The organism is Streptomyces sp. NPDC058284, from assembly GCF_042881135.1.
Classification (GTDB): Bacteria; Actinomycetota; Actinomycetes; order Streptomycetales; family Streptomycetaceae; genus Streptomyces.
The window spans coordinates 1-24435 of the sequence record NZ_JBHVYE010000014.1; the positions used below are offsets into that span (position 1 = coordinate 1).

General features: G+C 72.6%; 23 protein-coding genes. 13 read left to right on the forward strand and 10 right to left on the reverse strand.

What is annotated here, in order from left to right; translation table 11 throughout:
* Positions 1–166 precede the first annotated feature (166 nt).
* The 4 genes from ACFVYR_RS20130 (at position 167) to ACFVYR_RS20145 (ending at position 4089) form a co-directional block, all read left to right on the forward strand.
* On the forward strand, positions 167–790 hold the full coding sequence (locus ACFVYR_RS20130; RefSeq protein WP_384263932.1) for an isochorismatase family protein: 624 nt from the start codon (positions 167–169) through the stop codon (positions 788–790).
* Complete coding sequence (locus ACFVYR_RS20135; RefSeq protein WP_384263934.1) at positions 787–2733, forward strand: anthranilate synthase family protein; 1947 nt, start codon at positions 787–789, stop codon at positions 2731–2733. Before ACFVYR_RS20130 ends, ACFVYR_RS20135 begins: the two co-directional genes overlap by 4 nt.
* A gap of 78 nt (positions 2734–2811) precedes the next feature.
* Entirely contained in the window at positions 2812–3507 is a 696-nt protein-coding gene (gene phzG / locus ACFVYR_RS20140) for a phenazine biosynthesis FMN-dependent oxidase PhzG (protein WP_389612171.1), read from the forward strand.
* Positions 3508–3555: 48 nt separating this feature from the next.
* Complete coding sequence (locus ACFVYR_RS20145) at positions 3556–4089, forward strand: PhzA/PhzB family protein (protein WP_389612173.1); 534 nt, start codon at positions 3556–3558, stop codon at positions 4087–4089.
* Positions 4090–4207: 118 nt separating this feature from the next.
* Here ACFVYR_RS20145 and wrbA read toward each other — a convergent pair whose 3' ends face one another.
* The gene (gene wrbA, locus ACFVYR_RS20150) at positions 4208–4819 is read right to left on the reverse strand and encodes an NAD(P)H:quinone oxidoreductase (protein ID WP_389612175.1); all 612 of its coding nucleotides are present in this window, start codon (positions 4817–4819) and stop codon (positions 4208–4210) included.
* Positions 4820–5252: 433 nt separating this feature from the next.
* On the opposite strand from wrbA, the gene sigJ (ACFVYR_RS20155) reads away from it, so the two are divergent.
* On the forward strand, positions 5253–6188 hold the full coding sequence (gene sigJ, locus ACFVYR_RS20155; protein ID WP_384250790.1) for an RNA polymerase sigma factor SigJ: 936 nt from the start codon (positions 5253–5255) through the stop codon (positions 6186–6188).
* Positions 6189–6265: 77 nt separating this feature from the next.
* Here sigJ (ACFVYR_RS20155) and ACFVYR_RS20160 read toward each other — a convergent pair whose 3' ends face one another.
* Positions 6266–6649 carry a nuclear transport factor 2 family protein gene (locus tag ACFVYR_RS20160; protein ID WP_384250793.1) on the reverse strand — a complete coding sequence of 128 codons (384 nt, stop codon included), beginning with the start codon at positions 6647–6649 and terminating at the stop codon, positions 6266–6268.
* A 184-nt stretch (positions 6650–6833) separates the two neighbouring features.
* Here ACFVYR_RS20160 and sigJ (ACFVYR_RS20165) point away from each other — a divergent pair, with 184 nt between their 5' ends.
* From sigJ (ACFVYR_RS20165) to ACFVYR_RS20180, 4 genes are all read left to right on the forward strand, one after another.
* A complete protein-coding gene (gene sigJ / locus ACFVYR_RS20165) occupies positions 6834–7766 on the forward strand; it encodes an RNA polymerase sigma factor SigJ (RefSeq protein ID WP_384250795.1) in 933 nt (310 codons plus the stop codon).
* A gap of 121 nt (positions 7767–7887) precedes the next feature.
* A complete protein-coding gene (locus ACFVYR_RS20170) occupies positions 7888–8361 on the forward strand; it encodes a carboxymuconolactone decarboxylase family protein (RefSeq protein ID WP_384250798.1) in 474 nt (157 codons plus the stop codon).
* Between the two features lie 812 nt (positions 8362–9173).
* The gene (locus tag ACFVYR_RS20175) at positions 9174–9704 is read left to right on the forward strand and encodes a VOC family protein (protein WP_384250800.1); all 531 of its coding nucleotides are present in this window, start codon (positions 9174–9176) and stop codon (positions 9702–9704) included.
* Positions 9705–10081: 377 nt separating this feature from the next.
* Positions 10082–10954, forward strand: coding sequence for an aminoglycoside phosphotransferase family protein (locus ACFVYR_RS20180; RefSeq protein WP_384251239.1), 873 nt, complete (start codon positions 10082–10084; stop codon positions 10952–10954).
* Positions 10955–11491: 537 nt separating this feature from the next.
* Here the strand turns inward: ACFVYR_RS20180 and ACFVYR_RS20185 are convergent.
* The gene (locus tag ACFVYR_RS20185) at positions 11492–12937 is read right to left on the reverse strand and encodes a multicopper oxidase family protein (protein WP_384250803.1); all 1446 of its coding nucleotides are present in this window, start codon (positions 12935–12937) and stop codon (positions 11492–11494) included.
* A gap of 231 nt (positions 12938–13168) precedes the next feature.
* On the opposite strand from ACFVYR_RS20185, the gene ACFVYR_RS20190 reads away from it, so the two are divergent.
* Positions 13169–13666: a hypothetical protein gene (locus tag ACFVYR_RS20190; protein ID WP_384250805.1), complete on the forward strand. Its 498-nt coding sequence runs from the start codon at positions 13169–13171 to the stop codon at positions 13664–13666.
* A gap of 770 nt (positions 13667–14436) precedes the next feature.
* Positions 14437–14982 carry a bacterioferritin gene (locus ACFVYR_RS20195; protein ID WP_384251241.1) on the forward strand — a complete coding sequence of 182 codons (546 nt, stop codon included), beginning with the start codon at positions 14437–14439 and terminating at the stop codon, positions 14980–14982.
* A 143-nt stretch (positions 14983–15125) separates the two neighbouring features.
* On the opposite strand, the gene ACFVYR_RS20200 is transcribed toward ACFVYR_RS20195, so the two are convergent.
* Together ACFVYR_RS20200 and ACFVYR_RS20205 are read right to left on the reverse strand one after the other, a co-directional pair.
* On the reverse strand, positions 15126–15500 hold the full coding sequence (locus ACFVYR_RS20200; protein WP_384250808.1) for a hypothetical protein: 375 nt from the start codon (positions 15498–15500) through the stop codon (positions 15126–15128).
* Between the two features lie 67 nt (positions 15501–15567).
* Positions 15568–15840: a hypothetical protein gene (locus ACFVYR_RS20205; RefSeq protein ID WP_384250810.1), complete on the reverse strand. Its 273-nt coding sequence runs from the start codon at positions 15838–15840 to the stop codon at positions 15568–15570.
* Between the two features lie 315 nt (positions 15841–16155).
* Here ACFVYR_RS20205 and ACFVYR_RS20210 point away from each other — a divergent pair, with 315 nt between their 5' ends.
* Positions 16156–17334 (forward strand): PP2C family protein-serine/threonine phosphatase, encoded by a 1179-nt coding sequence (locus ACFVYR_RS20210; RefSeq protein ID WP_384250813.1) that lies wholly within the window; start codon positions 16156–16158, stop codon positions 17332–17334.
* Between the two features lie 99 nt (positions 17335–17433).
* Here the strand turns inward: ACFVYR_RS20210 and ACFVYR_RS20215 are convergent, their stop codons facing one another.
* The 4 genes from ACFVYR_RS20215 to ACFVYR_RS20230 all read right to left on the reverse strand — a co-directional run bounded on the left by ACFVYR_RS20215 (position 17434) and on the right by ACFVYR_RS20230 (position 21242).
* Positions 17434–17649: a hypothetical protein gene (locus ACFVYR_RS20215; protein WP_384250815.1), complete on the reverse strand. Its 216-nt coding sequence runs from the start codon at positions 17647–17649 to the stop codon at positions 17434–17436.
* Positions 17650–17722: 73 nt separating this feature from the next.
* Positions 17723–19000 (reverse strand): cytochrome P450, encoded by a 1278-nt coding sequence (locus tag ACFVYR_RS20220; protein ID WP_384250818.1) that lies wholly within the window; start codon positions 18998–19000, stop codon positions 17723–17725.
* Positions 19001–19109: 109 nt separating this feature from the next.
* Positions 19110–20006, reverse strand: coding sequence for an SDR family oxidoreductase (locus ACFVYR_RS20225; protein ID WP_384250820.1), 897 nt, complete (start codon positions 20004–20006; stop codon positions 19110–19112).
* Positions 20007–20615: 609 nt separating this feature from the next.
* Positions 20616–21242 carry a hemerythrin domain-containing protein gene (locus ACFVYR_RS20230; RefSeq protein ID WP_384250823.1) on the reverse strand — a complete coding sequence of 209 codons (627 nt, stop codon included), beginning with the start codon at positions 21240–21242 and terminating at the stop codon, positions 20616–20618.
* A 266-nt stretch (positions 21243–21508) separates the two neighbouring features.
* On the opposite strand from ACFVYR_RS20230, the gene sigJ (ACFVYR_RS20235) reads away from it, so the two are divergent.
* The gene (gene sigJ, locus ACFVYR_RS20235) at positions 21509–22540 is read left to right on the forward strand and encodes an RNA polymerase sigma factor SigJ (protein WP_384250825.1); all 1032 of its coding nucleotides are present in this window, start codon (positions 21509–21511) and stop codon (positions 22538–22540) included.
* A 263-nt stretch (positions 22541–22803) separates the two neighbouring features.
* Here the strand turns inward: sigJ (ACFVYR_RS20235) and ACFVYR_RS20240 are convergent, their stop codons facing one another.
* On the reverse strand, positions 22804–24150 hold the full coding sequence (locus ACFVYR_RS20240; protein ID WP_384250828.1) for a cation:proton antiporter: 1347 nt from the start codon (positions 24148–24150) through the stop codon (positions 22804–22806).
* Between the last annotated feature and the right edge of the window lie 285 nt (positions 24151–24435).

The following is a 24435-nucleotide window of genomic DNA, read 5'->3' on the forward strand; positions in this document are numbered from 1 at the left end:
CCGACCTCGAGCGCGTGGGCGAGCGCTACACCTCCTGCTGCGACCCCCGCCTCAACCCCACCCAGGCCCTCAGCGTCGTCTCCGCCTGGCCCGCCTGACACCCCTGCCCTTCCCTCCCTCCACGCCTGCGCACCCGCAGCCACGCACCAAGCCGAGGACTGGAACCATGACCGGCATACCCCCCATCAGCCCCTACCCCCTGCCCGCCGAGGGCGACCTGCCCCCGGCCGCCGTGTCCTGGACCGCCGACGCCGACCGGGCGGTCCTCCTTGTCCATGACATGCAGCGCTACTTCCTCAAGCCCTTCCCCGACAGCCTGCGCCAAGACCTCATCGACAACGCCGCCCACCTGCGCGAGCGGTGCGCCGCCCAGGGCATCCCCGTCGCCTACACCGCCCAGCCCGGCGGCATGAGCGACGAACAGCGCGGCCTGCTCAAGGACTTCTGGGGCCCGGGCATGCGCCCCGCCCCCCAGGACCGCCAGGTCACCGACGCCCTCGCCCCCACCGAGCAGGACTGGCTGCTCACCAAATGGCGCTACAGCGCCTTCTTCAAGACCGACCTGCTGGAGCGCATGCGCGCCGCCGGCCGCGACCAGCTCATCCTGTGCGGCATCTACGCCCACGTCGGGGTCCTGGCCACCGCCGTCGACGCCTTCACCCACGACATCCAGCCGTTCTTCGTCGCCGACGCCACCGCCGACTTCTCCCAGGACTACCACCGCTCGGCCCTCACCTACGCCGCCGAGCGCTGCGCCAAGGTCACCACCGTCAAGGGGCTGTTCACATGACACAGACACCACCGACCCCCCACCCCGCCACGGCGGGGGACCTGCTGGAGCAGGCCCTGCACGGCCCCCACCAGCCCTACGCCCTGCTGCACCGGCCCCACACCACCGGCGCCGACGTGGTGGAGGTCCTGACCGGCTCGGTGACCCTGCCCGCCACCCTGGCCGACATCCCGCTGCCCCCCCACCCCGCACCGGGCACCGGCGCCGGCCACGAAGTCCTGGTCGTCATGCCCTACCGCCAACTGGCCGAGCGCGGCTACGCCTGCGCCGACGACGGCACCCCGCTGGTCGCGATGACCGTCACCGGCCAGCAGCAACTCCCGCTGCCCCAGGCCCTGGCCCGCATCCCCAACGTGCCCACCCCGCTGGCCGGCGGCGACTTCGACGTGGACGACGCCGCCTACGAGGACGTGGTGCGCCGCATCACCAAGGAAATGATCGGCACGGGCGAGGGCGCCAACTTCGTCATCAAGCGCACCTTCGTCGCCGACATCACCGACTACGGCCCCGCCAGCGCCCCCGCCCTCTTCCGCCGGCTGCTGGAACGCGAGAGCGGCGCCCACTGGACCTTCCTCATCCACACCGGCAGCCGCATCCTGGTCGGCGCCTCCCCCGAACGCCACGTCAGCCTCGAGGCCGGCACCGCCGTGATGAACCCCATCAGCGGCACCTACCGCTACCCGGCGGCCGGCTCCACCCTGGAAGGCGTGCTGCAGTTCCTCGACGACCGCAAGGAGACCGACGAGCTGTACATGGTCGTCGACGAGGAACTGAAGATGATGGCCCGCATCTGCCCGGACGGCGGCCAGGTCGTGGGCCCCTACCTCAAGGAAATGGCCCGCCTCGCCCACACCGAGTACTTCATCCAGGGACGCACCGACCGCGACGTGCGCGACATCCTGCGCGAGACGATGTTCGCCCCCACCGTCACCGGCAGCCCCCTGGAGAGCGCCTGCCGCATCATCCACCAGTACGAACCCGGCGGCCGCGGCTACTACAGCGGCGCCGCCGCCCTCATCGGCCGCGACGCCCACGGCGAGCGGGTGATGGACTCCGCCATCCTCATCCGCACCGCCGACATCACCGCCCAGGGACGCCTGTCCATCGGCGTCGGCGCCACCATCGTGCGCCACTCCGACCCGGCCTCCGAAGCCGCCGAGACCCGCGCCAAGGCGGCCGGCCTGGTCGCCGCCCTGGGCGGCGGCACCAGCCGGCGCTTCGCCGACCACCCCAGCGTGCGCCGCGCCCTGGAACAGCGCAACGACCCCATCGCCGGCTTCTGGCTCGCCGACACCGCCGCCCGCACCGCCGCCCTGCCCGACCTGGCAGGACGCTCGGTCCTGGTCATCGACGCTGAGGACACCTTCACCTCGATGATCGACCAGCAGCTGCGCTCCCTGGGCCTGCGGGTCACCGTCCGCCGCTACGACGAGGACTACACCTTCGAGGGCCACGACCTCATCGTCATGGGCCCCGGCCCCGGCGACCCCCAGGAAGTCGCCCACCCCAAGATGCGCCACCTGCACACCGCCGTGGCCACCCTGCTGCGCGAACAGCGGCCGTTCTTGGCGGTGTGCCTGAGCCACCAGACCCTGGGACTGCAGCTGGGACTGCCCCTGCGCCGCAGGGAGATCCCCAACCAGGGCGTCCAGAAGCAGATCGACCTGTTCGGCGCCACCGAACACGTCGGCTACTACAACACCTTCGCCCTGCTCAGCCACCACGACGAGTTCACCGTCCACGGCGTGCCCGGCCTGGTCGACGGCGCACCGGTCCAGGTCAGCCGGGACCCGGCCACCGGCGAGGTCCACGCCCTGCGCGGGCCCGGCTTCGCCTCCCTGCAGTTCCACGCCGAATCCGTCCTCACCCGCGAAGGCCCCCGCATCGTGGGCGAGGCCCTGGCCTACCTGCTGGCCCCGGCCCGCACCCCCGACCCGGCCTGAGCCCCGGCCACCCCCGAAGCGCCGGGCCGGCGCCCTCCCCCGAGCGCCGGCCCGGCCCCACCACCAAAGGACTCGCGCATGTCTGATGTGACCAGCCCCCGCCCTGCCGCGCCGGCCAACGGCCTTGCCGCGGAGCGGCGTTCGGAGACGTTGACGGGCACCCTGGAGGTGGCCTTCCCCGAGTTCCGTACCCCGCCCGCCGAACCCCTGGGACTGCTGGCCTCCTGGCTGCAGGAGGCCACCGACCGCCAGGTCCGCGAGCCCCGCGCCCTGGCCCTTGCCACCGCCGACGCCCAGGGCCGGCCCTCCTCACGGATCGTGGCCGTCAACTCCCTGGACGCCACCGGCCTGGTCTTCATCACCCACACCGGCAGCCAGAAGGGCCGCGAACTGGCTGCCAACCCCTACGCCTCCGGCGTCCTGTACTGGCGCGAGACCAGCCAGCAGATCACCCTGGCCGGCCCCGTCACCCAACTGCCCCGCACCCAGGCCGAGGCCCTGTGGGCCGCCCGCCCCCCGTTCACCCACCCCATGTCCACCGTGGCCCGCCAGAGCGAACCCCTGCACGACCTCGACCACGCCGAACACCTGCGCGCCGCCGCCCTCGAACTGGCCGCCCCCGGGCGCCCGCTGCCCTGCCCCCAGGCATTCGCCGCCTACCGCCTGGCCCCGGCCAGCGTGGAGTTCTGGGCCAACGGCACCGACCGCCTCCACGAACGCCTGCGCTACGACCGCACCACCACCGGCTGGACCACCACCCGCCTCCAGCCCTGACCCCCGCCGTATCGCTGCCGCCCCTGTACCGCCTCGCCCGGAGACACCATGACCTCAACACCCCCCACCACCGACACCACCACTGCCGACGCCGCCGACGCCGCCGCCGGCGGTCCGGTGTTCACCAACCACCTGGCCCTGCGGGCCCGCAACCGGCGGGCCGTGGAGCAGTACATGCAGACCGGACCCGAGGCCCGCCTGAGCCGCTACACCCTCTACACCGACGACGGCACCGCCGCCCTGTTCAACACCGACATCGGCCGCCCCATCGTCGTCCAGGGCCGCGACAAGCTCCAGCGCCACGGCGAACTCTCCCTGAAGGTCCTGCCCGACTGGCAGTGGTCCAACGTGCACCTCTACGAGACCCAGGACCCCGCGATCATCTGGGTCGAATGCGACGGCGAGGGCACCATCCGCTTCCCCGGCTATCCCGAGGGCCGCTACCGCAACCACTTCATCCACGGCTTCACCCTCCACGACGGACAGATCGCCGCCAGCCGCGAATACACCAACCCCATCGAGCACATGCGCGCCCTGAGCATCGAGACCCCCCACATCAAACGGGACTGGATCCCCTCCTGAACCCTCCCTGAACCCTCCGCCGGACTCCCCAAGGATCCCGGCAGCGGTGAGGGGCCGCCGGCCAACTGGCCGGCGGCCCCTCACGGTTGGGCTGTGTCCCCGTTGTGGGGCGGGGTGTTCAGGTGGTGGTGCGGCCGGCTTTGAGGGCGGCGGCGGTGTCGGTGACGCGGCGGGCCTGGTGGCGGGCGGCCTGGAGGGCGATGTCGCCGGGGGCGCCGTCGCCGGCGACGTGGGAGGTGCCATACGGGTTGCCGGACTGGAACTGGATGGGGTCGGTGTAGCCGGGGGGCACGATGATGCCGCCCCAGTGGTAGAAGGTGTTGGACAGGGCCAGGATGGTGGATTCCTGGCCGCCGTGGGCGGTGTTGCTGGCGGTGAAGGCGGAGAAGACCTTGCCGGCGATTTTCCCGGCGAACCACAGGGGGCCGGTGGTGTCGATGAAGGCGCGCAGCTGGCTGGCGGGGTTCCCGAAGCGGCTGGGGGTGCCGAAGAGGACGGCGTCGGCCCATTCCATGTCGTCGTGGGTGGCCTCGGCGACGTCCGCGGTGGCCGCGCGGTGCTCCACCCAGGCGGGGTTGGTCTGGATGGCGGCTTCGGGGGCGGTCTCGGCGACCTTGCGCAGCCGCACGTTCGCCCCGGCCTTCTCCGCGCCCTCGGCCACCGCCTGGGCCAAAGTGTGCACGTTGCCAGTGGCGCTGTAATAGATGATCGCAACGTTCACAGGTTCCACAACTGTTTCCTTTTCTGTGCGTGTTCTATCGGGTCGTGCCGCGGGATGCGGCCGCTCGCGCGCGAGGGCCCCACATCCCGGTGGGGATAAGCCGGTGGGCAGGAGGAAAACCGCGCGGCCCTGCCGCGGCGGGCCGGACGGGCCCTGCCGCAGCCCGGATCACGGGAGGCCGCCGGCTGGTGATCCGCGGATCGCTATGAGGTGCACGGGAATTCTCCTGACGGGTGACGGACGGCTTCACACGGTTCGAAGCCGGGGTGGGAGAGCGCCGATTCCCGCTCCGGGCGACCGGGGGATGGGCCCCGGAAGGAATTCGATCTCCACCCGTACGACGACACAGCCCGTTGTAATGTGAGGTGACGAGCGCCACCTTCAGTGCGATGCCTCATCGAACTGGTGAAGCCAGGGCGCGGCCAAGGGAGTTGGCGACACCATGAGCATGCACCCCGAGCCGGAGGACAGCCGGCTCGAACCCGGCCTGAGCGCGGTTCTCAGCGAACGGCGCCAGCTGATCAACCTCGCGTACCGCTTCCTGGGCTCCCTGGCCGATGCCGAGGACGTCGTGCAGGAGACGTACGCCCGCTGGTATGCCATGTCCGAGCAGCGCAGGGACGCCGTCGCGGCGCCCGGCGGCTGGCTGACGACGGTCGCCAGCCGCATCTGCCTGGACCTGCTCGGCTCGGCCCGGGCCCGGCGCGAGCGCTATGTCGGCGAGTGGATCCCCGAGCCGCTGCCCGACCGGATGGAATGGCTCAGCGGCCCCACGGGAGCGGCCGCCGACCCGGCCGACCGCATCACCCTGGACGAGTCGGTCAACATGGCCTTCCTCGTCGTCCTGGACTCCATGACCCCGGCCGAGCGCGTGGCGTTCATCCTGCACGACGTCTTTCACTACTCCTTCGCCGAAGTCGCCGAGATCGTCGGCCGCAGCCCGGCCGCCAGCCGCCAGCTGGCCTCCTCCGCCCGCCGCCGCATCCGCACCGCCCAGCAGGCCCCGGCCACCGCCACCGCCCGACGCGCCGATGTGGTACGGGACTTCAAGCAGGCCTGGGAGGCCAAGGACATCGACGCCCTGATCGGCCTGCTGGACCCCGACGCCACGACGATCGCCGACGGCGGCGGCCTGGTCAGCGCCCAGCTGCAGCCCGTCACCGGCGGCGAGCAGATCGCCCGCGTCTTCGCCGACGTCGCCGGGCGGGCCCCGGACCTGACGATCCTGGAACGCACCGTCAACGGCCAGCCCGGCCTGGTGGCCCAGCAGGACGGCGTCACCGTCTCGGTGCTGGCCTTCGACGTGGCGGGGGAGCGGATCACGCACATCTGGGCCGTGCGCAACCCCGAGAAGCTGCGCTTTTGGACGGCCGGCTGACCCCGGGCGCATTCCGGCCACCGCACACCCCCCGGGCACCCTGTCGGCACCCCGCCGGGGCCGGGGCCGGGCCGGGGTCAGCCGCGGGGCGGCCCGCCGAGCGGGACCTTGTAGCTCTCCAGGTGGCTGATCGCCTCCCCGGCGAAGGTGAACACGTCGCAGAAGAGGAACTCCGCCTTCTGGCCGCCCGGCAGGGCCAGCACGGCGCGGCCGGTGGCGACCACCGTGTCCCCCTCCTCGATCAGCCGGTCGACGGTGATCTCCGGCCGCTGCACGACGCCCTTGGCGGCCGCGCCGTCCTTGTTCTGCACGATGCCCCGCAGGGCCTCCCTGCCCTGCACCCGCGTCTGGCCCAGGCTCTCCCACACGACGTCGTCGGTCACCAGGGACAGGACCAGTTCGTGGTCACCGCTGAGGACCCCTTCGCGGTACCGCTCCACGGTGGCTTTGTGTTTGCTCATGTCACATGACTAGGGGATACGCCTAGGAAGGCGCTGGAATCCCGACAGAAGCGGACGCACCCTCCCGGCGCAGTCCGGGCACAGCGCCACGAAGCGGTCGGTGCGGCCTGACATTTGGGGGTGCTGTCTCGTCGGAGGGGGGACGGCAGTTTCGGCCACGGGGAGCAGAGGGAGCACGCGGGCGATGAGGACGCAGACCGAGCCGGAAGACGATCAGCTTGAGGCGGGCCTGAGCGCGGTCCTGAGCGAGCGGCGTCAGCTGATCAACCTCGCGTACCGCTTCCTGGGCTCCCTGGCCGATGCCGAGGACGTCGTGCAGGAGGCCTACGCCCGCTGGTATGCCATGAGCCGCGCGCAGCGGGCGGCCATCACCTCGCCCGGCGGCTGGCTGACGACGGTCGCCAGCCGCATCTGCCTGGACCTGCTCGGCTCGGCCCGGGCCCGGCGCGAGCGCTATGTCGGCGAGTGGATCCCCGAGCCGCTGCCCGACCACTCGGAGTGGGCGGGCGGGCGGGCCGGGTCGGCCACCGACCCGGCCGACCGCATCACCCTGGACGAGTCGGTCAACATGGCCTTCCTGGTCGTCCTGGACTCCATGACCCCGGCCGAGCGGGTGGCGTTCATCCTGCACGACGTCTTTCGCTACTCCTTCGCCGAAGTCGCCGAGAGCGTCGGCCGCAGCCCGGCCGCCTGCCGCCAGCTGGCCTCCTCCGCCCGCCGCCGCATCCGCACCGCCCAGCAGGCCCCGGCCACCGCCACCGCCCAGCGTGCCGACCTCGTGCGCAGCTTCAAGCAGGCCTGGGAGGCCAAGGACATCAGCGCCCTCATCAGCCTGCTGGATCCCGAGGCGACCGGGCTGGCCGACGGCGGCGGTCTGGTCAACGCCGCGCCGCCCACCGGCGGCGGCGAGCAGATCGCCCGCTACTTGGTCACCATCACCGGCAAGGTGCCCGGCCTGACGATCCTGGAGCGCACCGTCAACGGCGAGCCCGGCCTGGTCGTCCAGCAGGGCGGGGTGACCGTCTCGGTGCTGGCCTTCGACTTCGCCGGCAGCCGCATCAAGCACCTGTGGGCCGTGCGCAACCCCGAGAAGCTGCGCCCCTGGACGACCGGCTGAGCCGCACCGGCGCGAGGGCCACGAGAGGGATATTGCGAGGCCCAAGGGGGTGCTGTCACATCTTGACGGGCTGTTTCGTCAGAGCTGTGTACGCACCATCAGCACGGCAGAGGAGCCGGACATGGACGCTCGCTTGAACCTCTTCGACAACCCGGTCTCGGCCAAGTTCCTCAAGCGTCTGGCCGCCGCGGGCCAGGTGGCAGCCCAGTCGACGCTGCCGGCGGCGACGCAGGAACTGGTCGGGCTCCGCGCCAGTCAGATCAACGGCTGCGGCTTCTGCGTGGACATGCACACCAAAGAGGCCGCCCACGCCGGGGAGAACCCGGGCCGCCTGCACCTGGTCGCGGCCTGGCGCGAGGCCACGGTCTTCACCGACGCCGAGCGCGCGGCGCTGGAACTGGCCGAGCAGGGCACCCGCATCGCCGATGCGGCCGGCGGCGTCAGCGACGAGGCCTGGGCGAACGCCGCCCGGTACTACGACGAGGAGCAGCTCGCCGCCCTGCTGGCCGTCATCGCCCTCATCAACGCCTTCAACCGCGTGAACGTCCTGGCCCAGCAGCCCGCCGGGGACTACCGCGTGGGCCAGTTCGCCTGAGCAGCTGTCCTCGACCCCCGGCCCTGAGACAGCGGCAGCCGACTGACCTGCTGCGGGGGCGCCGACGGGACGGTCCGGCGGAATGGCCGGGAGCGTGGTGACCCGTTGCCGGCGACGGAGGATAAGCGCGGTCACCGCGATGGCCGCGGTCGCCTTCGGTGTCGCGGTGCCGGCGGCCTCCGCGGCCGGGCATCACCGCACCGGTGATTTCGTCGCATCCTTCACGGAGGCCGGGTGCGGGCTTCGGGCCTTCGAGGCCCGCACCCGGCCGGCCGTGTCCGAGTTCCGCGCCGAACTCGCTCCCGGCGCCGAGGCCGCACTGCAGGCCGTGGCCGACGGTGCCGCTACCCAGGAGGAGCAGGCCGTTGCCCGTGCGTCCGCCGCGAGCGTCGCTGTTCCGGCAGGACGCCGCCCGTTCCGAGGCGACTCGGCGAGCTGCGGACGAGGCCTTCCGGCCCGGGGCCCGCCCCGAGCAGATTACTGTTCAACCTTTTCCCGCCACTGGACGCACACCGGGCCGGCATCCGCCGTCTTGGCGGTCGGCCTGCGGCAACGGGGCGGACGAGTGCGACGTCGGGCCAGGCCGGAGCCCCTCGCACCCGCCAGGCCCGGCGAGTAGCGGGCCCTCCGGGCGCGGATGCGGCACGTGCCGGCCCTCATTGGCCGGCCGACGGGCCACCCGCTCCCCGGCGTACACAACGGCTCGAATTGATTTAGCATTCAACCTCATTGAGCGGCATGCTGGCCACTAGGCCGGCGACCACCCAGGTCACCAGCCCAACACCCCGACCCGTCACGGGAGATGACTCGACATGAGCGAGAGCCTGCCGCTCCGCCTCCACCACCACGCCTGGATCACTGACGACCAGGAAGCCAACCGGCGCTTCTACGAGGAGGTGATCGGCCTGCCCCTGGTCGCCACGTGGACCGAGCGCGAGGTGCTGTTGGGAACCGAGCGCGTCTACAGTCACACCCTCTACGGCCTGGCCGACGGCAGTGCGCTCGCCTTCTTCCAGTTCGCGGACCCCAAGGACCAGGAGGAGTTCAGGACTGGCATCAATTCCACCCCCGTGCGCCACATCGCCTTCAAGGTCGAGGCGGAGGCCCAGGAAGCCATGCGCGAGCGCGTCACCGCGGCCGGCCACGCGGAGACGAACGCCCATGTGGTCGACCACGGGTACTGCGTCTCGCTGTACATCACAGATCCCAACGGGCTGATACTGGAGTTTGCCGTCGACCACCCCGAGGCGGAAAAGATCGGCGCCGAGCGGCGAGCCACAGCACACGAGGACCTCTCCCGCTGGCTCGCCGGCGACCACACCGGCAACAACCGCTGGCGCTGACCACTCGTCCGGCTTCGAACCGGGGCCACCCGCAACCGGATTGGTCGCGGACACCGCCCTTGTCACCGGCAGCAGGTCACCACACTCCCGGCAATACCGCCGAGCCGCCCCGCCGGCCCCCACGCAACAGATCATCCAGCCGTACGCACCTCACGGCCAGAGTCCAAAGACAGACTCTGAGCTTGTGCTTTATCTTTCCGGGGCCACGGAGGGTTGTGGTCTGTCCCGGCGGAGACTAAGTAATTCTCGCCGAAGGTGCGTGACTGCTCTGGTCCGATTCGCTGTGGCGGCTTGTGTCCGTAGCGGGTGGTGCAAAAGCGGTGGACAAAGAGTGTGCAAGCGGCACACTGGGCCGTGTGAAACGACTGCTGGTGGATGTGAACAGCGTCACTGCGCGGTTGGTAGGACGATTCGGTCCCCATGTTGCCGAATGGTGTGCTGACACGCCAGACCTCGTCGAGCGGCTGGCGTCCCAGTGGGGGCTTTCACTTGGTGGGCTCCTGCCGGACGGTGCTTCGTCGGTTGCGTTGCGGTGCCGTTGGCCCGACGGTACGCCTGCGGTGCTGAAGATCAGCCCGGAGAAGTCCCTGATGGCCGAGCAGGCCGACATGCTGGGATGGTTTGCCGCCTCGGGCCGGGTGCCCTCCGTGCTGGCCGCCGATGAGGCAGCAGGGGCAATGGTGTTGGAGGGGATCGTCCCCGGAACGCCGGCGGAGGACATGCCTGCTGCTGCGCTCCCGGCCCAGTGGCCGGAGCTGCTCGCCGCCCTGCACGGGGTGGCGTTGCCTCCGCGGCCGACGCGTGTGCTGCGTGGCCGGTGCGAGGAAGCCTTTGCCCGGGTCGGCAAGCGGCTGTCCGAGCCCGCGGTCAGCGCACGGATGGACGTCACCGTATGGGACAGGGCCATTAAGCGGTGCGAGCTGCTGCTGGAGACGGAAGCGACCACCGTGCTGCTCCACGGTGACCTGCACCTGGGCAACGTCCTCGACGGCGGACAGCGTGGTCTCATGGCCATTGACCCGAAAGCCTGTGTCGGTGATCCGTGCTTCGACGCGGTGGATTACGTCCTGGCCGCAGCCGGGCTGGAGGGCGTCGACACCCGCTGCGCGCGTGTGGCGGCGGCATGCGGACTCGATGGCGACCGGCTCCATGCCTGGAGCCAGGTGATCGCGCCGTTTGCGGCCATCGCCCACCTCAGAGGCAGTGGTGAGAAACAGACGGTCGATGAACTGCTCGCGTTGACCCGGTGAGCACAAGGACGGCTTTCGAACGAACCTCGTCCTTGGGGCGAGTACAGGCTGTCCACCTGTCACGCGGAAGCCTTAGCGAGATCGTGTGCCGTGTCGAATCAGGCATCTGACCAGTACGAAGGCCGTGAAGATGACTCTGCCCCGTTCCGGGCTCGGGCGGGAGGCGTTGGCCCGACTCCCTCTCGTCCGGCCGCTGGCTTTTGATCTCCGCCGCCCCTGGGAGAGGCCGACCCCGTCGGCGCAGTTGACCCCGGCCCGTATCCGCCGGGGGCCAGGAACATCCGCCCGCATGTCCTATGTCCTGTCCGGCCCGTATTCCCCAACCCCGCGGCACCGGCACCGGACGACCACTCGGTGTGAAGAACCGGCGGCGTACACCCCGCTACGACGTCGGCAAGGCGGTCAGACGCTTCGAGGTGCTGAATCGCTCTGCGCGACGCCCGAAGATAAAGCACAAGCTGAGAACCCGCCCCACGGCCAAGGCCCCCGCCGCCGGGGGCTTTCCGGCGGCGGGGGCCTGGTGGCGGGCGGCCCGGTTCAGCTGATCTTCATGGTGGCCATCATGCCCATGGCTGAGTGGTCGAGCATGTGACAGTGATACGGGTAGGAGCCCCGGTAGGTGTCGAAGGTCGCCTGCAGCTTGACCGTCTCGCCCGCCAGGACCATCACCGTGTCCTTGAGCCCCGACTCGCCGGGCGCCGGCGGCTTCCCGCTCCGCTCCAGGACCCGGAACTGCACCAGGTGCATGTGGAAGTTGTGCGGCACCCGGGTGTTGGCGTTGGTGACCGACCAGATCTCACTGGCGCCGAAACGGATGCTGGAGTCCACCCGCGAACCGTCGTAGACCTTGCCGTCCAGGAACGCCTTGGGATGCTCCACGCCCTCCTCCATGCGCATCTCGATGGCGCGCTCGTTGGTGGGCGTGGGCAGCGGCGGCAGCGAGCGCAGCACCGCGGGCACCGAGCTCGGGTCCTCGGCGGTGCGCACCACGTCGAAACGCAGCACCTTGCCGACCTGCTCCGCGGTGCCGTTGAAGATGACGTTGTTCTCCAGCACCACCTGATCGCCCACCGCGTAGCGCGAGAAGTCGATGACGACATCGGCGCGCTCGCCCGGGGTGAGCACGAACGACTTGGTGGTGTGCGGGCGCGGCAGCAGGCCGCCGTCCGAGCCGATCTGGATGATGTCGCTGCCGTCGGAGAGCTGCAGGCCCAAGAAGCGCTGGTTGGCCATGTTGGCAAAGCGCAGCCGGTACTTGCGGGCGGCGACCTGGAAGTAGGGGTAGGGCACGCCGTTGGCCAGCAGCGTGGTGCGCTGCAGGTCGTCCATGACGTAGATGAGCTGGCCTGCCGTGTCGAAGTTCGCGTCGCGGATGCCTATCTCCACGTCGTACTCGCCCTTGGGCAGCGGCAGCTGGTCCTCGATGCTGTCGCTCAGCAGGTAGCTGCCGTGCATGCCGCGGTAGACGTTCTCCGCCTCCCGGTGGTGGGCGTGGTCGTGGTACCAGAGCGAGGCGTGCGGCTGCTTGTTGGGATAGGTGTAAAGACGCTCGCCGCCCGGGGCGAGGGTGTCCATCGGGTCGCCGTCGTTGGTCTGGCTCACCGAGGCGCCGTGCAGGTGCACCGAGGTCGCCACGTCCAGCGCGTTGCGCTGGCGCACGATCACGGTGCGGCCGGTGCGGGCCTTGATGGTCGCGCCGGGGAAGTTGCCGTTGTAGGTCAGCAGATCGGTCTGGATGCCCGGCAGGATCTCCTTGCGGGCCGGACGCATGGTGACGTCGTAGTGATCGGCCGTCGCGGTGCGGAAGGTGGGTCTGAGCACCGGCATCCTGGGCATGGGCACGGCGAACAGTTCCGGGGTGGCCGCTGTGGACGGGCTGGCCTGGGCGGGGTCCACGGCAAGCAGGGGAGTGAACGACGCCCCGGTGAGCCCTACGCCCGCGGCGGCGAGTCCGGTGCCGAGCAGACGGCGTCGGGTGACCATGGTTGCCCTCCTAAGTACAGTCGAGTGAAAACCTCGGCACCCGCCGGGCGCCCGCCCCTCGCAAAAAGGGGCGCGGCAGCGTCCAGCCGTGCGGTGCCAGCCGCAGTCCACCAGGGGCGGCTCGAGGCTCACTCGGGTCTGCTCCGGGCGGCTTTGCCCCCATTGGCCGGGGCCGCGCACGCCGGAGCACGCCCCCTCAGCCCCCGCCGCCCCGAAAGGAGCCCCCGGCCCATGAACGATCCGGCCTCCGCCGACCCGGCCTTCGCTGCTCCGGTCTTCGCCGGCCCCGAGCAGACCCTCGCCCCGGGGCGGGGCCCGATCAGCGTGGTGTGGTCACTGCCCGGCCAGGGACGCGGCCTGGAGGCCGCCGTGGTGCGCCTGGCCCCCGGCGCGGGCCTGGAGGAACACACCGGGGACGGCTGCGCGCTGCTGCTCACCGTGCTGGCCGGCAGCGGCGAACTCACCCTGCCCGGCGCGGTGCTGGCCCTCGCACCGGGCGCCCTGGCCTGGCTGCCCGCACCCACCCCGCGCGCCCTGCGCGCCGGCGGGCACGGCCTGACCTACACCACCGCCCACCGCCCCCGCCCGCCCCGCGCCGCCGCCCCCGACCCCGGCGGCGAACCGGTCTGCCTGCTGGAGCGGGTCTGCCCGCAGTGCGGCCGCCTGAGCGCCGAACGCGAGGACCGCTACTGCGCCCGCTGCGCGACACCGCTGAGCGCCCCCGGCTGACGGCCCCCGGCCCCGGGCCCCGGGGGCCGCGCGGCTCGTGGCCCGGCGCGCAGCCGGACAGCAGCAGCTGGCCCCCAGCCCTGCAACAGCTGGCGCGGTGCCGCCAGTTGCCCCGGGCCCGCCTGCCCGCCCGCCTGCCTGCCCGCCGGCCTGGCCTGGCCTGGTCCTGGTGGCGGGTGCCGGGGGACGCCGACGATGCCGGCCCGGATGCGACCGTACGGCCGACGCCGCGGCGATCCCCGGCCACCGGGGGACCACATGGACGTTGCCGCACAGTGACGGTGCGCTGCCCGCACCGGCAGAGCACGCCACCGGCGGTGAACCGCACCCTCGCCGCGCTGCGGGCGGTACGCCAACCGGGCCCGGGCAGCGATTCCCCCACTCACCGCGCTGCGTGCAGGCGCTGGTCGACGAGCGGGTCCCCGCCGGGGGTACTGGGGTGGGAGCCCTCGGCCGGGCGCACCGGCCGCGTACCGGCTCACGGACACGCCTTCCGTTCTCTTCCGGGGGCGGTGCCAAGGGGACGGCGCCCAGCCCGCCCCCTCTCGCGGGCGGCCCAGGGGGAGCGCCTCGGCCCGGCCCCGGCCCCGTCGTTCGGCCCGGCCGGTCGGTGGTTACACGGGGTTCGGCCAACGCCACCCGCAAGACCCGCCCGCCCGCGTGCCGGGCCGCCCCCGCAGGAGGAATGTGGCGAAATGGGTACGTTCAAGGTCAGTGGGTCGCCGGACGGTCCGCCCGCTGTCTCGTTCACCGAGGAGAGAGCAGTTGTCATGGCCGAGTTCCTGACCGACATCAAGACCATCCGCGCCCGGGCCCGCCAGCAGATCGAGAAGGGCCCGGTGACCGATGCCTACGGCGCGGACCTGGAGCGCGTCCTGGCCGTGCTCAACGAGGCTCTCGCCACGGAGGTCGTCTGCACGCTGCGCTACCGGCGGCACTACTACACGGCCTCCGGCCTCTACTCCGAGCCGGTGGCCGCGGAGTTCCTGGAGCACGCCCAGGAGGAGCAGGAGCACGCCGACCGGCTGGCGCAGCGGATCGTGCAGCTGGGCGGCGATCCCGACTTCAACCCCGACACGCTCACCGCCAGGTCCCACGCGGAGTACCACGAGGGCACCGACCTGATCGAGATGATCAAGGAGGACCTGGTCGCCGAACGCGTCGCGGTGGCCGCCTACACCGAGATCACCCAGTGGCTGGGGGAGGGCGACCCCACCACCCGCCGGGTCTTCGAGGACCTGCTGGCCCAGGAGGAGGAGCACGCCGACGACCTGCGCGGCCTGCTGGAGCGCATCCCGGGCGACCACCACGCCTGAGAGCCGGTCCTTGAACGCCCGCCTGCGTCCCGGCGCCCGGCACGCGCCCCCCCCGGCGGGAAGCGCCTCCTGGAGCGCCCGCGCCGCGGGCCCGGCCGGAAGAGGGCCGGGCCCGCGGCGTCACCGGTCCCCGCGGTGCCGGGTCACCTGCTCTCCAGGCGCAGGGTCACATCCTTTTCCTGGTCGCCCGAGGCGGAGCCTTCCTCGGCGACGGTGAAGGCCGCCGAGAGCACCTTGACGATCTGGTCGACCGCGACGTAGCCGCCCTGCACCGTGGCGGTCACCGCACCGTCCAGCGGCGGCGGCCCGCCCGGCCCGCCGCCCGCCGGGCGGGCGGTGTCGAACACGCCGCTCCACACGGTCGGCCCGCCGCCGTCCCGCGCGGAGCGCGGGGCCGCACCGTCCTCCCGGTCCGAGGCGAACGCCGCCTTCAGCACGGTGAAGACGCTCTCCGCGTCGTTTGCCGTCCCGCTCAGTTCCACCGTGACCTGCGCCGAGGGTTCTCCCGCACCGCTCACCGTCGTTCCTTTCCATCGCGTCGTACTGCTGGGCCGAGGACCGGGCCGTCCGGGCCCGCCTCCGGGCTCACCCGGAGGGCTCCTCCGGCACCGGTTCCCGGTCGGGGCCGCCCGCGTTCGCACAGCCCTCGGGCGCACCGGAGTCACCGCGCCGGCCGGCGCCGGCCTCGTCCGTGTCGGGCACGTCGTCCCGCTCCCCGCGGCCGCTGTCGCTCTCCCGCGCCGGCTCCCAGCGGTCCTGCCCGCTGTCGGCCTGCTGGTCGGGCGGGTCCCGGGGGACCGGCGTGCTGCCGTCGGCGCCGGGGGACGCCGGTACCTGCTCACTCATTTGCTCACTCATCGATGTCTCCTCTCGACCGTCCGGCTCCGGGAGCGTCCGGCCCTTGCCGGCGGGGCGCACCCGGGGCTGGGGTGCAGGTACCCGCGCAGGGCAGGACAACTCGTACTGATCACCGTGGACCACCCGCGCCCGATCGGCGACACGGACGGGGCGCCCGAACGCACCCCGCACCAACCCGCGCACCAAGCCCCGCGCGACGCCGTGCGCACGCCCCCCCCGCACAGCGTGGCGGGCGGCCCACGGCAGCCGAGCAGATGCGCCAGAGCGGTGTGAGACTGCTCGTGTCACGCCGCCCGTCCGCGGAAGGGAGAAGACGTGCCGCCATCGGAGCCGCCCAGCGGACTGGAGGAGTTCCTCGCGGACCCCGACAACGCCGTACTGGACCTGGCCACCGCGGTCGTGCAGTGCGCGACGGCCCTGGGCGTGCCCCAGGCGGTCATCTACCTCGCCGACCTCCAGCAGCGCCGGCTGGTCCCGCTGAACGAGGAGGGCGCGGGGTTCGCCATGGACGAATCCCTGGCCGGCTGGGCCTACCGCACCCTCTCCCTGCGCGTGGAGGAATCCCCCATCGGAGGCATGACCGCCTGGCTGCCGCTGCTGGACGGCGCCGAACGCCTCGGCGTGGTCGCCGTCCACGCCCCCTACCTGGACGCCACCCTGCTGCGCCGCGGCCGGGCCCTGGCCGCCCTGCTCGCGATGATGATCACCTCCAAGCGCGCGTACAAGGACAACCTCCTCCAGCGCACCCGCGCCGAACCCATGCGCCTGCCCGCGGAGATGCTGCGCGCCTTCCTGCCGCCGCGCACCATCGGCAACACCCACGTGGTCTCGACCGCCGTGCTGGAGCCCGCCTACGAGATCGGCGGCGACGCCTTCGACCACTGCCTCACCCGGACGGACCTGCACGCCACCATCGTCGACGCGATGGGCCACAACCTGCTCTCCGGCCTCACCACGGCCGTCACCCTGGCCGCCTGCCGCAACGGCCGGCGCACCGGCGCGGACCTGCCCGAACTCCTGGACACCGTGGACACGGCACTGGGCCAGTGGCTGCCCGACCAGTTCTGCACGGGCATCCTGACCCGCCTGGACCTCTCCAGCGGGCTGCTGCGCTGGAGCAACTGCGGGCACCCGCCGCCCCTGCTGCTGCGCGACGACCGGCTCGTCGAGGGCGCCCTGGAACGCGAACCCGACCCGCCCCTGGGCTTTCCCGCCGGCCTGCGCGGCGGGGAGCGCCAGGTGCACGAGACGACACTGGAACCCGGCGACCGCGTCCTGCTCTACACCGACGGCCTGACCGAGGCGCGGCTGGCGGACGGCACGGAGTTCGGGCTCGAACGGTTCGCCGACTTCGTCACCCGCGCCTCCAGCGCCGGGGAGGTGGCGGCGGAGACCCTGCGCCGGCTCATCCACTCGATCCTGGACGCGCAGAGCGACCGGCTGCGCGACGACGCCACCATCCTCATGATCGAGTGGCAGCCCTCGCACCGGTGAACCACCGCCCCCGGGCGGGGGTACTTGCCCCGCCCCGCCCGGGCCCCGCCCCGCCCGGGCCCGGCCCCGCCCGGGCGCAGCCCCGCCCGGGCGCAGCCCCTAGCTGTCGTCGCCCCGGTCGTCGCGGTGGATGTCCTCCTGGGCGGTGGGGCTGGGCGTCAGGGTGTCGCCGGCCTCCCCGTCCTTGGCGTGCTCGCGCTTCTCGTCGGGCACGGGTCGCTCCTCGGCCTCCTCCACCTCTTCCAGCACCTCACCGGCCGCGGTCTGGGCGGGGGCGTGCGGGTGGGTGTTGTCCTCGCGGTGGCTGTCCTGCATGGTGATGTCCCTTCCGGTCCAGGTGTCTCGTACGTCTTCCCCGCCCAGGGCCTCTTGCCGCCGTGTCCTGGCCTCAGGCGCCCTGCCTGCCCGCCTCACCCGCCGTATCCGCGGTGTCTGCGGTGTCTGCCGTCGTGATGACGAAACCGCTGCGCGGCCGGGTGGGCACCCGGTGCAGGGGGATGCGCAGGTCCTGCTCCGGTACCCGGTAGTCCAGGCGGGCCAGGCGGGGCAGCAGGGTGCTCAGGACCGCCAGGGTGATGTCCTCGCCGGGGCAGCGGTGGCCCTGGGAGGCCTCGCCGCCGCCCTGCGGCACCAGCTCGTCGCGGCCGGGCTCGCGGCCGGTGAACCGTTCGGGGTCGAACACGTAAGGGTCGGGCCACAGCGCCGGATCGTGGTTCTGCCCGTACAGATCGAGCAGGACCATCGTGCCCTCGGCGATCGGCTCCCCGCGCCAGGCGGTGTCCCGCGGCGCCAGGCCCGCCACGAACGGCGCGAAGGGGTAGAAGCGGCGCACCTCGTGGGCGAAGGCCCGCGCGTAGCCCGCCTCGTCCCGCGCGAGGCGCTCGCGCAGCTGCGGGTGGCGGTGCAGGGCGTGCGCCCCGAAGACGGTGAACCAGGTCACCGCGACCGTGGGACGGATGATGTTGAGGACCTCCACGGCCGCCGTCCGCGCATCGAGCAGCTCACCGTCGGCGTCCCGGTGGGCGGCCACGGTGTGCACGGCGTCCGTGGGTGTCCCGGCCCGGTCCGGCTCGGCGCGGGTCGCCTCGATGAGGCGGGCCAGGGCCTGCTCCTGGCGGGCGCGGGCGCGCCGGGCGCGCACATGACGCGGCCCCGCGGTGGCGAACCCGTCGACCATCGCCACCAAATCCCGCGCCATCTGCCGCGCCCCGTCACCGGGACGGTCCGCCCAGGGGATGCCGGCCCACCGGCACACGGCCCGGGTCAGCACCACGCTCACCTCGTCGAACAACGTGAACCGGGGCAGGCAGGACCACTCCTTGCGGGCCTGCTCCCACTCCTCGCCGACCCGCTCCGCCAGCGCCTGCACGCCCGGCCCGTCCTTGAGCAGGGAGAGGAACAACGCCTTGCGCGCGCGGTGCTGTTCGCCGTCCAGCGTGTGCACCGCACCGTGGCCGAAGAGCGTACTGAGAACGGGGCCGGGCAGCGCGGTGCGGCGCCGCACGTGGTCCTCGTCGTAGAAGAAGGCCACCGCCTCGGGGCCGCGCAGGGCGATGGCGGGCTTGCCCAGCAGCCGGGCGCGCACCGTCTCGCCGCCGGAGCGCCGGCTCCGGTCGGGCAGCCAGGCGTAGCCCTGGACGAGCAGGGGCAGCGTGCTGTCGATCATTGATTTCCTCTCAGAAACACGGGGGCGCGGGCCAGGAGCGGGGCATGGGGGGCGCGGCGCCGGCACGGCCGGACCCGGGGCCCAGGGGGGCCGGCCCCAGGGGGTGGGCTCAGGGCAGGGGCGTGCCGCCCGTGGCGTTCATGATCTCGGCCGTGATGAAACTCGCGTGCTCCGAGGCGAGGAAGACGTAGGCCGGCGCCATCTCCGCCGGCTGCGCGGGCCGGCCCAGCGGCGCCTGCTTGCCGAACTCCGCGGTGTCCGGCAGCGTCGCGGGGATCAGCGGCGTCCACACCGGGCCCGGCGCGACCGCGTTGACGCGGATCCCGTCCTCCACCAGCATCTGCGCGAGCCCCTGGGTGAAGGTCACGATGGCGCCCTTGGTCATGGCGTAGTCCAGCAGGTGCGGGCTGGGCTTGTAGGCCTGCACCGACGCGGAGTTGATGACCGAGCCGCCCCGCGGCATGTGCGGCACCGCCATTTTGCACAGCCAGAACATGCCGTACAGGTTGGTGCGCACCACCCGGTCGAACTGCTCCGTGGAGATGGCGCCGATGCCCTCGGGCTGCGACATCTGGTACGCGGCGTTGTTGACCAGCACATCGATCCGCCCGAACTCGGCCACCGCACGCTCCACGAGCCTGCGGCACTGCTCCTCCTCGCGGATGTCGCACGCCACCGCGACCGCCCGGCGCCCGGCGTCGCGCACCCAGCGGGCGGTCTCCTGCGCCTCACCGGCCTCGGACGGCAGATGGGTGAACAGGATGTCCGCCCCCTCCCGGGCCATGGCGATGGCCACGGCCCGCCCGATCCCCGAGTCGCCCCCGGTGATCAGCGCGGCCCGGCCGGACAGCAGCCCGGAGCCGCGGTAGGAGTCCTCGCCGTGGTCGGGCGGGGGGTCCATGGGCCCGGTCCAGCCCGGCGGTTCCTGCTCCTGCTGGGGGAACTCCGGCCGCGGTCCCCTGCCGGTGGGGTCCTGGGGGCCCTGCTTGCCGGGGGTGTCCTTCATCTGCTGCCGCCTTCCCTGGTGCCTGCGGGCCGGCGCACCGGCCCTGCCGGCCCGGGCGCCTGTCCCTACCTTCCGCAACAGCGCAGCACCTCACCACCGGAGCCCGGCGGGCGAGGCGCACCGCTGCGCGCCGCCCTCGGGTGCCCGGGCACCCGAGGGACAAAACGCACCTCACGGGAGACTTGGGGCCGCCCAGGCATGTCCCACACGATCGGGGGGAGCTGAGGACCATGAAGATCCTCATCGTTCTCGTCGTCATCGCCGTCGCCGCCGCCTGGTACATGAACGGGCGCAAAGGACGCTGAGAGCCTGTCTTTGCACCCGCCTGCTTGCCGTCCGCGCGGCCGAGGAGGCCCCTGCGGGCTTCCGGCCCCGCCCGGTACGGGGACGGAGCGGGCTCAGCCCCGCCCGGTACGGGGGCGGGCTCAGCCCCGGCCGGTACGGCATCCCACCCCCGTGCACCGTGACGATCCGCTCCCGCGAGCCGAGCTCGGCGCGCAGGCTGCTCACATGGGTGCCGACGGTGCGGGCGGGGCCCGGGGCCCGCAGCGGGGCCGCTCGCGGGCCGGCTGCCAGGAGCCGGCCGGTGGTGGGTTCGAAGACCGGTCCTCAGGCGGAGAACAGCTTGCGCTTTTGGTAACCCGACTCCCAGAACAGCTTGTTGAGGACCTTCACCGGTGCGGGCATGCAGTCCAGGAACCGCTTGCGCTCCGCCTCGCCCGTGCCGTCCATGACCCAGGGAATGTAGATGGCCGCGCCCTTGGGGCCCTGCTTCTTGGCCATGGCGCCGCGGAAGGCGTCCCAGTCCTTGGTGGTGCACACGTCCTGGATGAGCGGCAGCGCCGCGTCCTCCTCGTGGTGCATGTGGGAGCCCAGCGACCGGGCCAGGCGCTCCACGCGCTCGGCCAGGTCCGGCGACCGCTGGGACAGGCCCGTGTCGACGGCGCTCAGCACCGCGTCGAGCGAGGCGTGCTCGGCCTCCATCTCGGCCAGCAGCTTCTGGTCGTCGGGGCGTTCGGTGATCTGCCGGGCGACCCGCGGCCACAGCACGGCGTCCTCCACGCTGTGGTGGACGTGCAGCTGGCGCTTGAAATTCTCCCAGCCGGCCCGGACCCGGGGGGCCTCGGCCCGGCCGGCCGCCACGGCGGCCGCGAATTTTTCGAGGTCACGCCGGAACGCATCGTGCGTCGCGTACATGACGGCGAAGTTGATCGGGGCCTGCTGTGCAACTGCCATGGTGTGCCGTTCCTTTCGTCGGCGACCGGCCCCCGCCGGTCGACATGTCGGGCAACTCGCGGCCGTGGCCGGACGGTTCGGATCTCACCGGCCGCACCCCGGCACCCCCGCGGCCGGGGCTGCCCTCGCCGACGGGAGGGCACCGGCAGGGACGGGTGTGACACCGGGCCCCGATCCTGTGAGGTGAAACACACCCGCCGGGCCGATGTCACACTCCCCGCGGCCCTGTCCTCTCAGTGGCGAACGCGTCACACGGGAGGTGGACCATGTCCGACAGCGCGGAAGACGACGTCACCGGCGAGGAGCCGACCGGCGAGGAGTTGACCGGCGAGGCCGCCCCGGCCCAGGGCGCGGCGGCCGGGGGCGCTCAAGGCGACGTCATCGAAGCCTCCACCGAGGTCTTCGTCGGCCACCGGGAACTGCTCTTCTCCATCGTCTACAACCTGCTCGGCTCCGTCGCCGACACCGAGGACGTGCTGCAGGAGACCTGGCTGTCCTGGTCGGGCAGGAAGAGCCGCTCACCGCGCCAGGAGATCGAGAACCCGCGCGCCTACCTGGTACGGATCGCGGTCAACCACGCCCTGGCCCGCAAGGACGCCATCACCCGCAGGCGCGAGACGTACGTCGGTCCCTGGCTGCCCGAACCGCTGATCACCAAGACGGCCGGTGAGCGGGCGCCGGACGGCGCCGAACAGGCCCTGCGCACCGAGTCGGTGTCGATGGCGATGATGGTGGTCCTGGAGACGCTGACCCCGCTGGAGCGGGCGGTGTTCGTGCTGCACGAGGTGTTCGGCTACGCGCACACCGAGATCGCGGGCATCCTGGACCGCAGCCCCGCCGCGGTGCGCCAGCTCGCCCACCGGGCCCGCGCCCACGTCCAGGCGCGCCGCCCCCGCTACGAGACGACCCCGCAGGTCCAGCAGGAGGTCACCGAACGCTTCGTCGCCGCGGCGCTGGGCGGCGACCTGGACGCGCTGATGGAGATGCTCGCGCCGGAGGTCACCATGTGGACCGACGGCGGCGGCAAGGTGCGCACCGCGGGCCTGCGGCCCGTCACCGGCCGCGACAAGGTCTGCCGCATGCTCGCCGGATACGCCGGGCGGGCGCCCAAGGACCTCGACGTCCACTACCGGCACGTCAACGGCGACGCCTCCGCGGTGGTCTTCTCCCAGGAGTCGCCCTACGCCGTCATCGTCATGGACCTGACGCCCGGCGGCGACCAGGTGCGCGGCATCTACGCCGTCACCAACCCCGACAAGCTGGCGCGGGTCCGCTCGGACCCGGACACCGAGGAGTGAGCGCACGCCCCTCAGAGCCTGTCTTTGAACCCCCGTCTGCGCAGCGGTGTTCGGCACGCACGTTCGGCGCACGGAGCCCCAGGACAGGTGGCTCCGCCACATGACCTGGGACTCCGCACACCGATCGCACGCTTCCCCAAGCTCTCGGCTCCGCTCGAGCAGGGGAGGCCCCAATCCGCCGCTGCGCCCGCGCTTCGCGCGGACGACGGGGGTTCAAAGACAGGCTCTCACCCCGGCCGGGCGCGTCATCCCGGCCGGAGCCCTCACCCCGGGCCGGGCGCGGCCTCGGCGTTCTCGGCCGGGCCGCCCGCGGCCGCCGCCGCGCCCGCCTGCGCGTCCGGTGCGCTCTCCGGCGCCCGCTCAGGGCCGGCGCCCCCGGCGGGCGCGCTCATGCCCAGCGCCCGCAGCAGCGGGCCCGCCATGGCGGTGGTCACCAGCGCCATCACCACCATCATCGTGAACATCTGCGCCGAGATCAGGCCCAGTTCGCGGCCGACCTGGAGAATGACCAGTTCGGTCAGGCCTCGGGTGTTCATCAGCGCCCCGAACGCGGTGGCCTCCCGCCAGCCCAGGCCCGCCACCCGGGCGGGCAGCGCCGCCCCGGCGAACTTGCCCGCCACGGCGCACACCACGATCAGCGCGAGGGCCGGCAGCCCGCAGACGCCGAGCGCGCGCACGTCCACCGAGAGGCCGGTGACGACGAAGAAGACCGGCAGGAGCAGCGCCGAGACCTTCTCCAGGGGCACCTCGAGAAGGTGGTGCAGCTCGGCGGCGCGCCGGCGCGGCATGGCCAGGCCGAAGGCGAACGCGCCGAAAATGGCGTGGATCCCGATCCAGGAGGTGACGAAGGCGGAGACGAACACCCCCGAGACGATCAGGACGAGCAGAGTGCTGCGCTCGGCGCGCACCGCACCGCGCAGCAGCCGGGCCAGCAGCGGCCGTACGCCGAAGGCCATCACGATCCCGTACCCCGCCGTCAGGGCGAGGACCAGGAAGAACTCCCCGCTGCCGCCCGTACCGGCCACGGCGGCCACGAGGACCAGGACGCACCAGGCGGCCACGTCACCGATCGCCGCGCAGGCCATGGCCAGGGTGCCGGCCCGGGAGGTGGTCAAGCCGCCGTCGTGGATGATCCGCGCCAGCACCGGGAAGGCGGTGATGGAGAACGCGGTGCCCAGGTAGAGCACGAAGGTTCCCCCGCCGACGCCGGGGCCGGCCCGCGTGGAGTACAGCAGGGCCGCCGCGCCCGCGCCGAGCGCGAACGGCACGGCCATGGCCAGGGCGGCCACCGCGCCGACCGCCCGACCGCGCCCGCGCAGCCGGGTCAGGTCCAGTTCCCAGCCGGCCAGGAACATGAAGAGCACCAGTCCCACCTGGGCGACGGCGCCGAGCAGGGGCCGCGCGTCGGCGGGGAAGACCCGTGCGGGCAGGTCGCCCGGCAGCAGTCCCAGCAGGCTGGGGCCGAGCAGCAGGCCCGCGGCGATCTCGGCGACGACGGGCGGCTGGTGCAGCCGGCGCGCGAGGCGGGCCATGGCGGCCCCCGCGAGCAGGACGATCGCCACATCGATCAGGACTATCGCTTCCAGCGGCAGGGCCTTGCCCGTTGCCATCTCGCCTCCACACAACGCGACGTGCGGCAGCGCCGGCGGGGATCGGGACCCGGTCGGACAGCCACCGCCGTGTACGGCCGGGCCCCCGGGCGGGGGCTCAGAGCCTGCGTCATATCCCCACCCGGCCGGGGGATATGACACAGGCTCTTATCGGACAACGGTCAGGTTTGTTCGGGGGAAGCCTTCCCGCCGGCGGTGACGGGGTGCAGCCGGATGCGCCGGCCCCGCGTGTGCAGCTCGCAGCCGCCCTGGGCCAGGGTGCTGCGCACCCAGTGGCGAGCGGGG

What these genes read in the sequence shown, in the direction of transcription:
- ACFVYR_RS20130 (WP_384263932.1), top strand. Translation starts at nt 167, where the DNA reads ATGACCGGCATACCCCCCATCAGCCCCTACCCCCTGCCCGCCGAGGGC.
- ACFVYR_RS20135 (WP_384263934.1), top strand. Translation starts at nt 787, where the DNA reads ATGACACAGACACCACCGACCCCCCACCCCGCCACGGCGGGGGACCTG.
- phzG (WP_389612171.1), top strand. Translation starts at nt 2,812, where the DNA reads ATGTCTGATGTGACCAGCCCCCGCCCTGCCGCGCCGGCCAACGGCCTT.
- ACFVYR_RS20145 (WP_389612173.1), top strand. Translation starts at nt 3,556, where the DNA reads ATGACCTCAACACCCCCCACCACCGACACCACCACTGCCGACGCCGCC.
- sigJ (WP_384250790.1), top strand. Translation starts at nt 5,253, where the DNA reads ATGAGCATGCACCCCGAGCCGGAGGACAGCCGGCTCGAACCCGGCCTG.
- ACFVYR_RS20160 (WP_384250793.1), bottom strand. Translation starts at nt 6,649, where the DNA reads ATGAGCAAACACAAAGCCACCGTGGAGCGGTACCGCGAAGGGGTCCTC.
- sigJ (WP_384250795.1), top strand. Translation starts at nt 6,834, where the DNA reads ATGAGGACGCAGACCGAGCCGGAAGACGATCAGCTTGAGGCGGGCCTG.
- ACFVYR_RS20170 (WP_384250798.1), top strand. Translation starts at nt 7,888, where the DNA reads ATGGACGCTCGCTTGAACCTCTTCGACAACCCGGTCTCGGCCAAGTTC.
- ACFVYR_RS20175 (WP_384250800.1), top strand. Translation starts at nt 9,174, where the DNA reads ATGAGCGAGAGCCTGCCGCTCCGCCTCCACCACCACGCCTGGATCACT.
- ACFVYR_RS20185 (WP_384250803.1), bottom strand. Translation starts at nt 12,937, where the DNA reads ATGGTCACCCGACGCCGTCTGCTCGGCACCGGACTCGCCGCCGCGGGC.
- ACFVYR_RS20190 (WP_384250805.1), top strand. Translation starts at nt 13,169, where the DNA reads ATGAACGATCCGGCCTCCGCCGACCCGGCCTTCGCTGCTCCGGTCTTC.
- ACFVYR_RS20195 (WP_384251241.1), top strand. Translation starts at nt 14,437, where the DNA reads ATGGCCGAGTTCCTGACCGACATCAAGACCATCCGCGCCCGGGCCCGC.
- ACFVYR_RS20205 (WP_384250810.1), bottom strand. Translation starts at nt 15,840, where the DNA reads ATGAGTGAGCAAATGAGTGAGCAGGTACCGGCGTCCCCCGGCGCCGAC.
- ACFVYR_RS20215 (WP_384250815.1), bottom strand. Translation starts at nt 17,649, where the DNA reads ATGCAGGACAGCCACCGCGAGGACAACACCCACCCGCACGCCCCCGCC.
- ACFVYR_RS20220 (WP_384250818.1), bottom strand. Translation starts at nt 19,000, where the DNA reads ATGATCGACAGCACGCTGCCCCTGCTCGTCCAGGGCTACGCCTGGCTG.
- ACFVYR_RS20225 (WP_384250820.1), bottom strand. Translation starts at nt 20,006, where the DNA reads ATGAAGGACACCCCCGGCAAGCAGGGCCCCCAGGACCCCACCGGCAGG.
- ACFVYR_RS20230 (WP_384250823.1), bottom strand. Translation starts at nt 21,242, where the DNA reads ATGGCAGTTGCACAGCAGGCCCCGATCAACTTCGCCGTCATGTACGCG.
- sigJ (WP_384250825.1), top strand. Translation starts at nt 21,509, where the DNA reads ATGTCCGACAGCGCGGAAGACGACGTCACCGGCGAGGAGCCGACCGGC.
- ACFVYR_RS20240 (WP_384250828.1), bottom strand. Translation starts at nt 24,150, where the DNA reads ATGGCAACGGGCAAGGCCCTGCCGCTGGAAGCGATAGTCCTGATCGAT.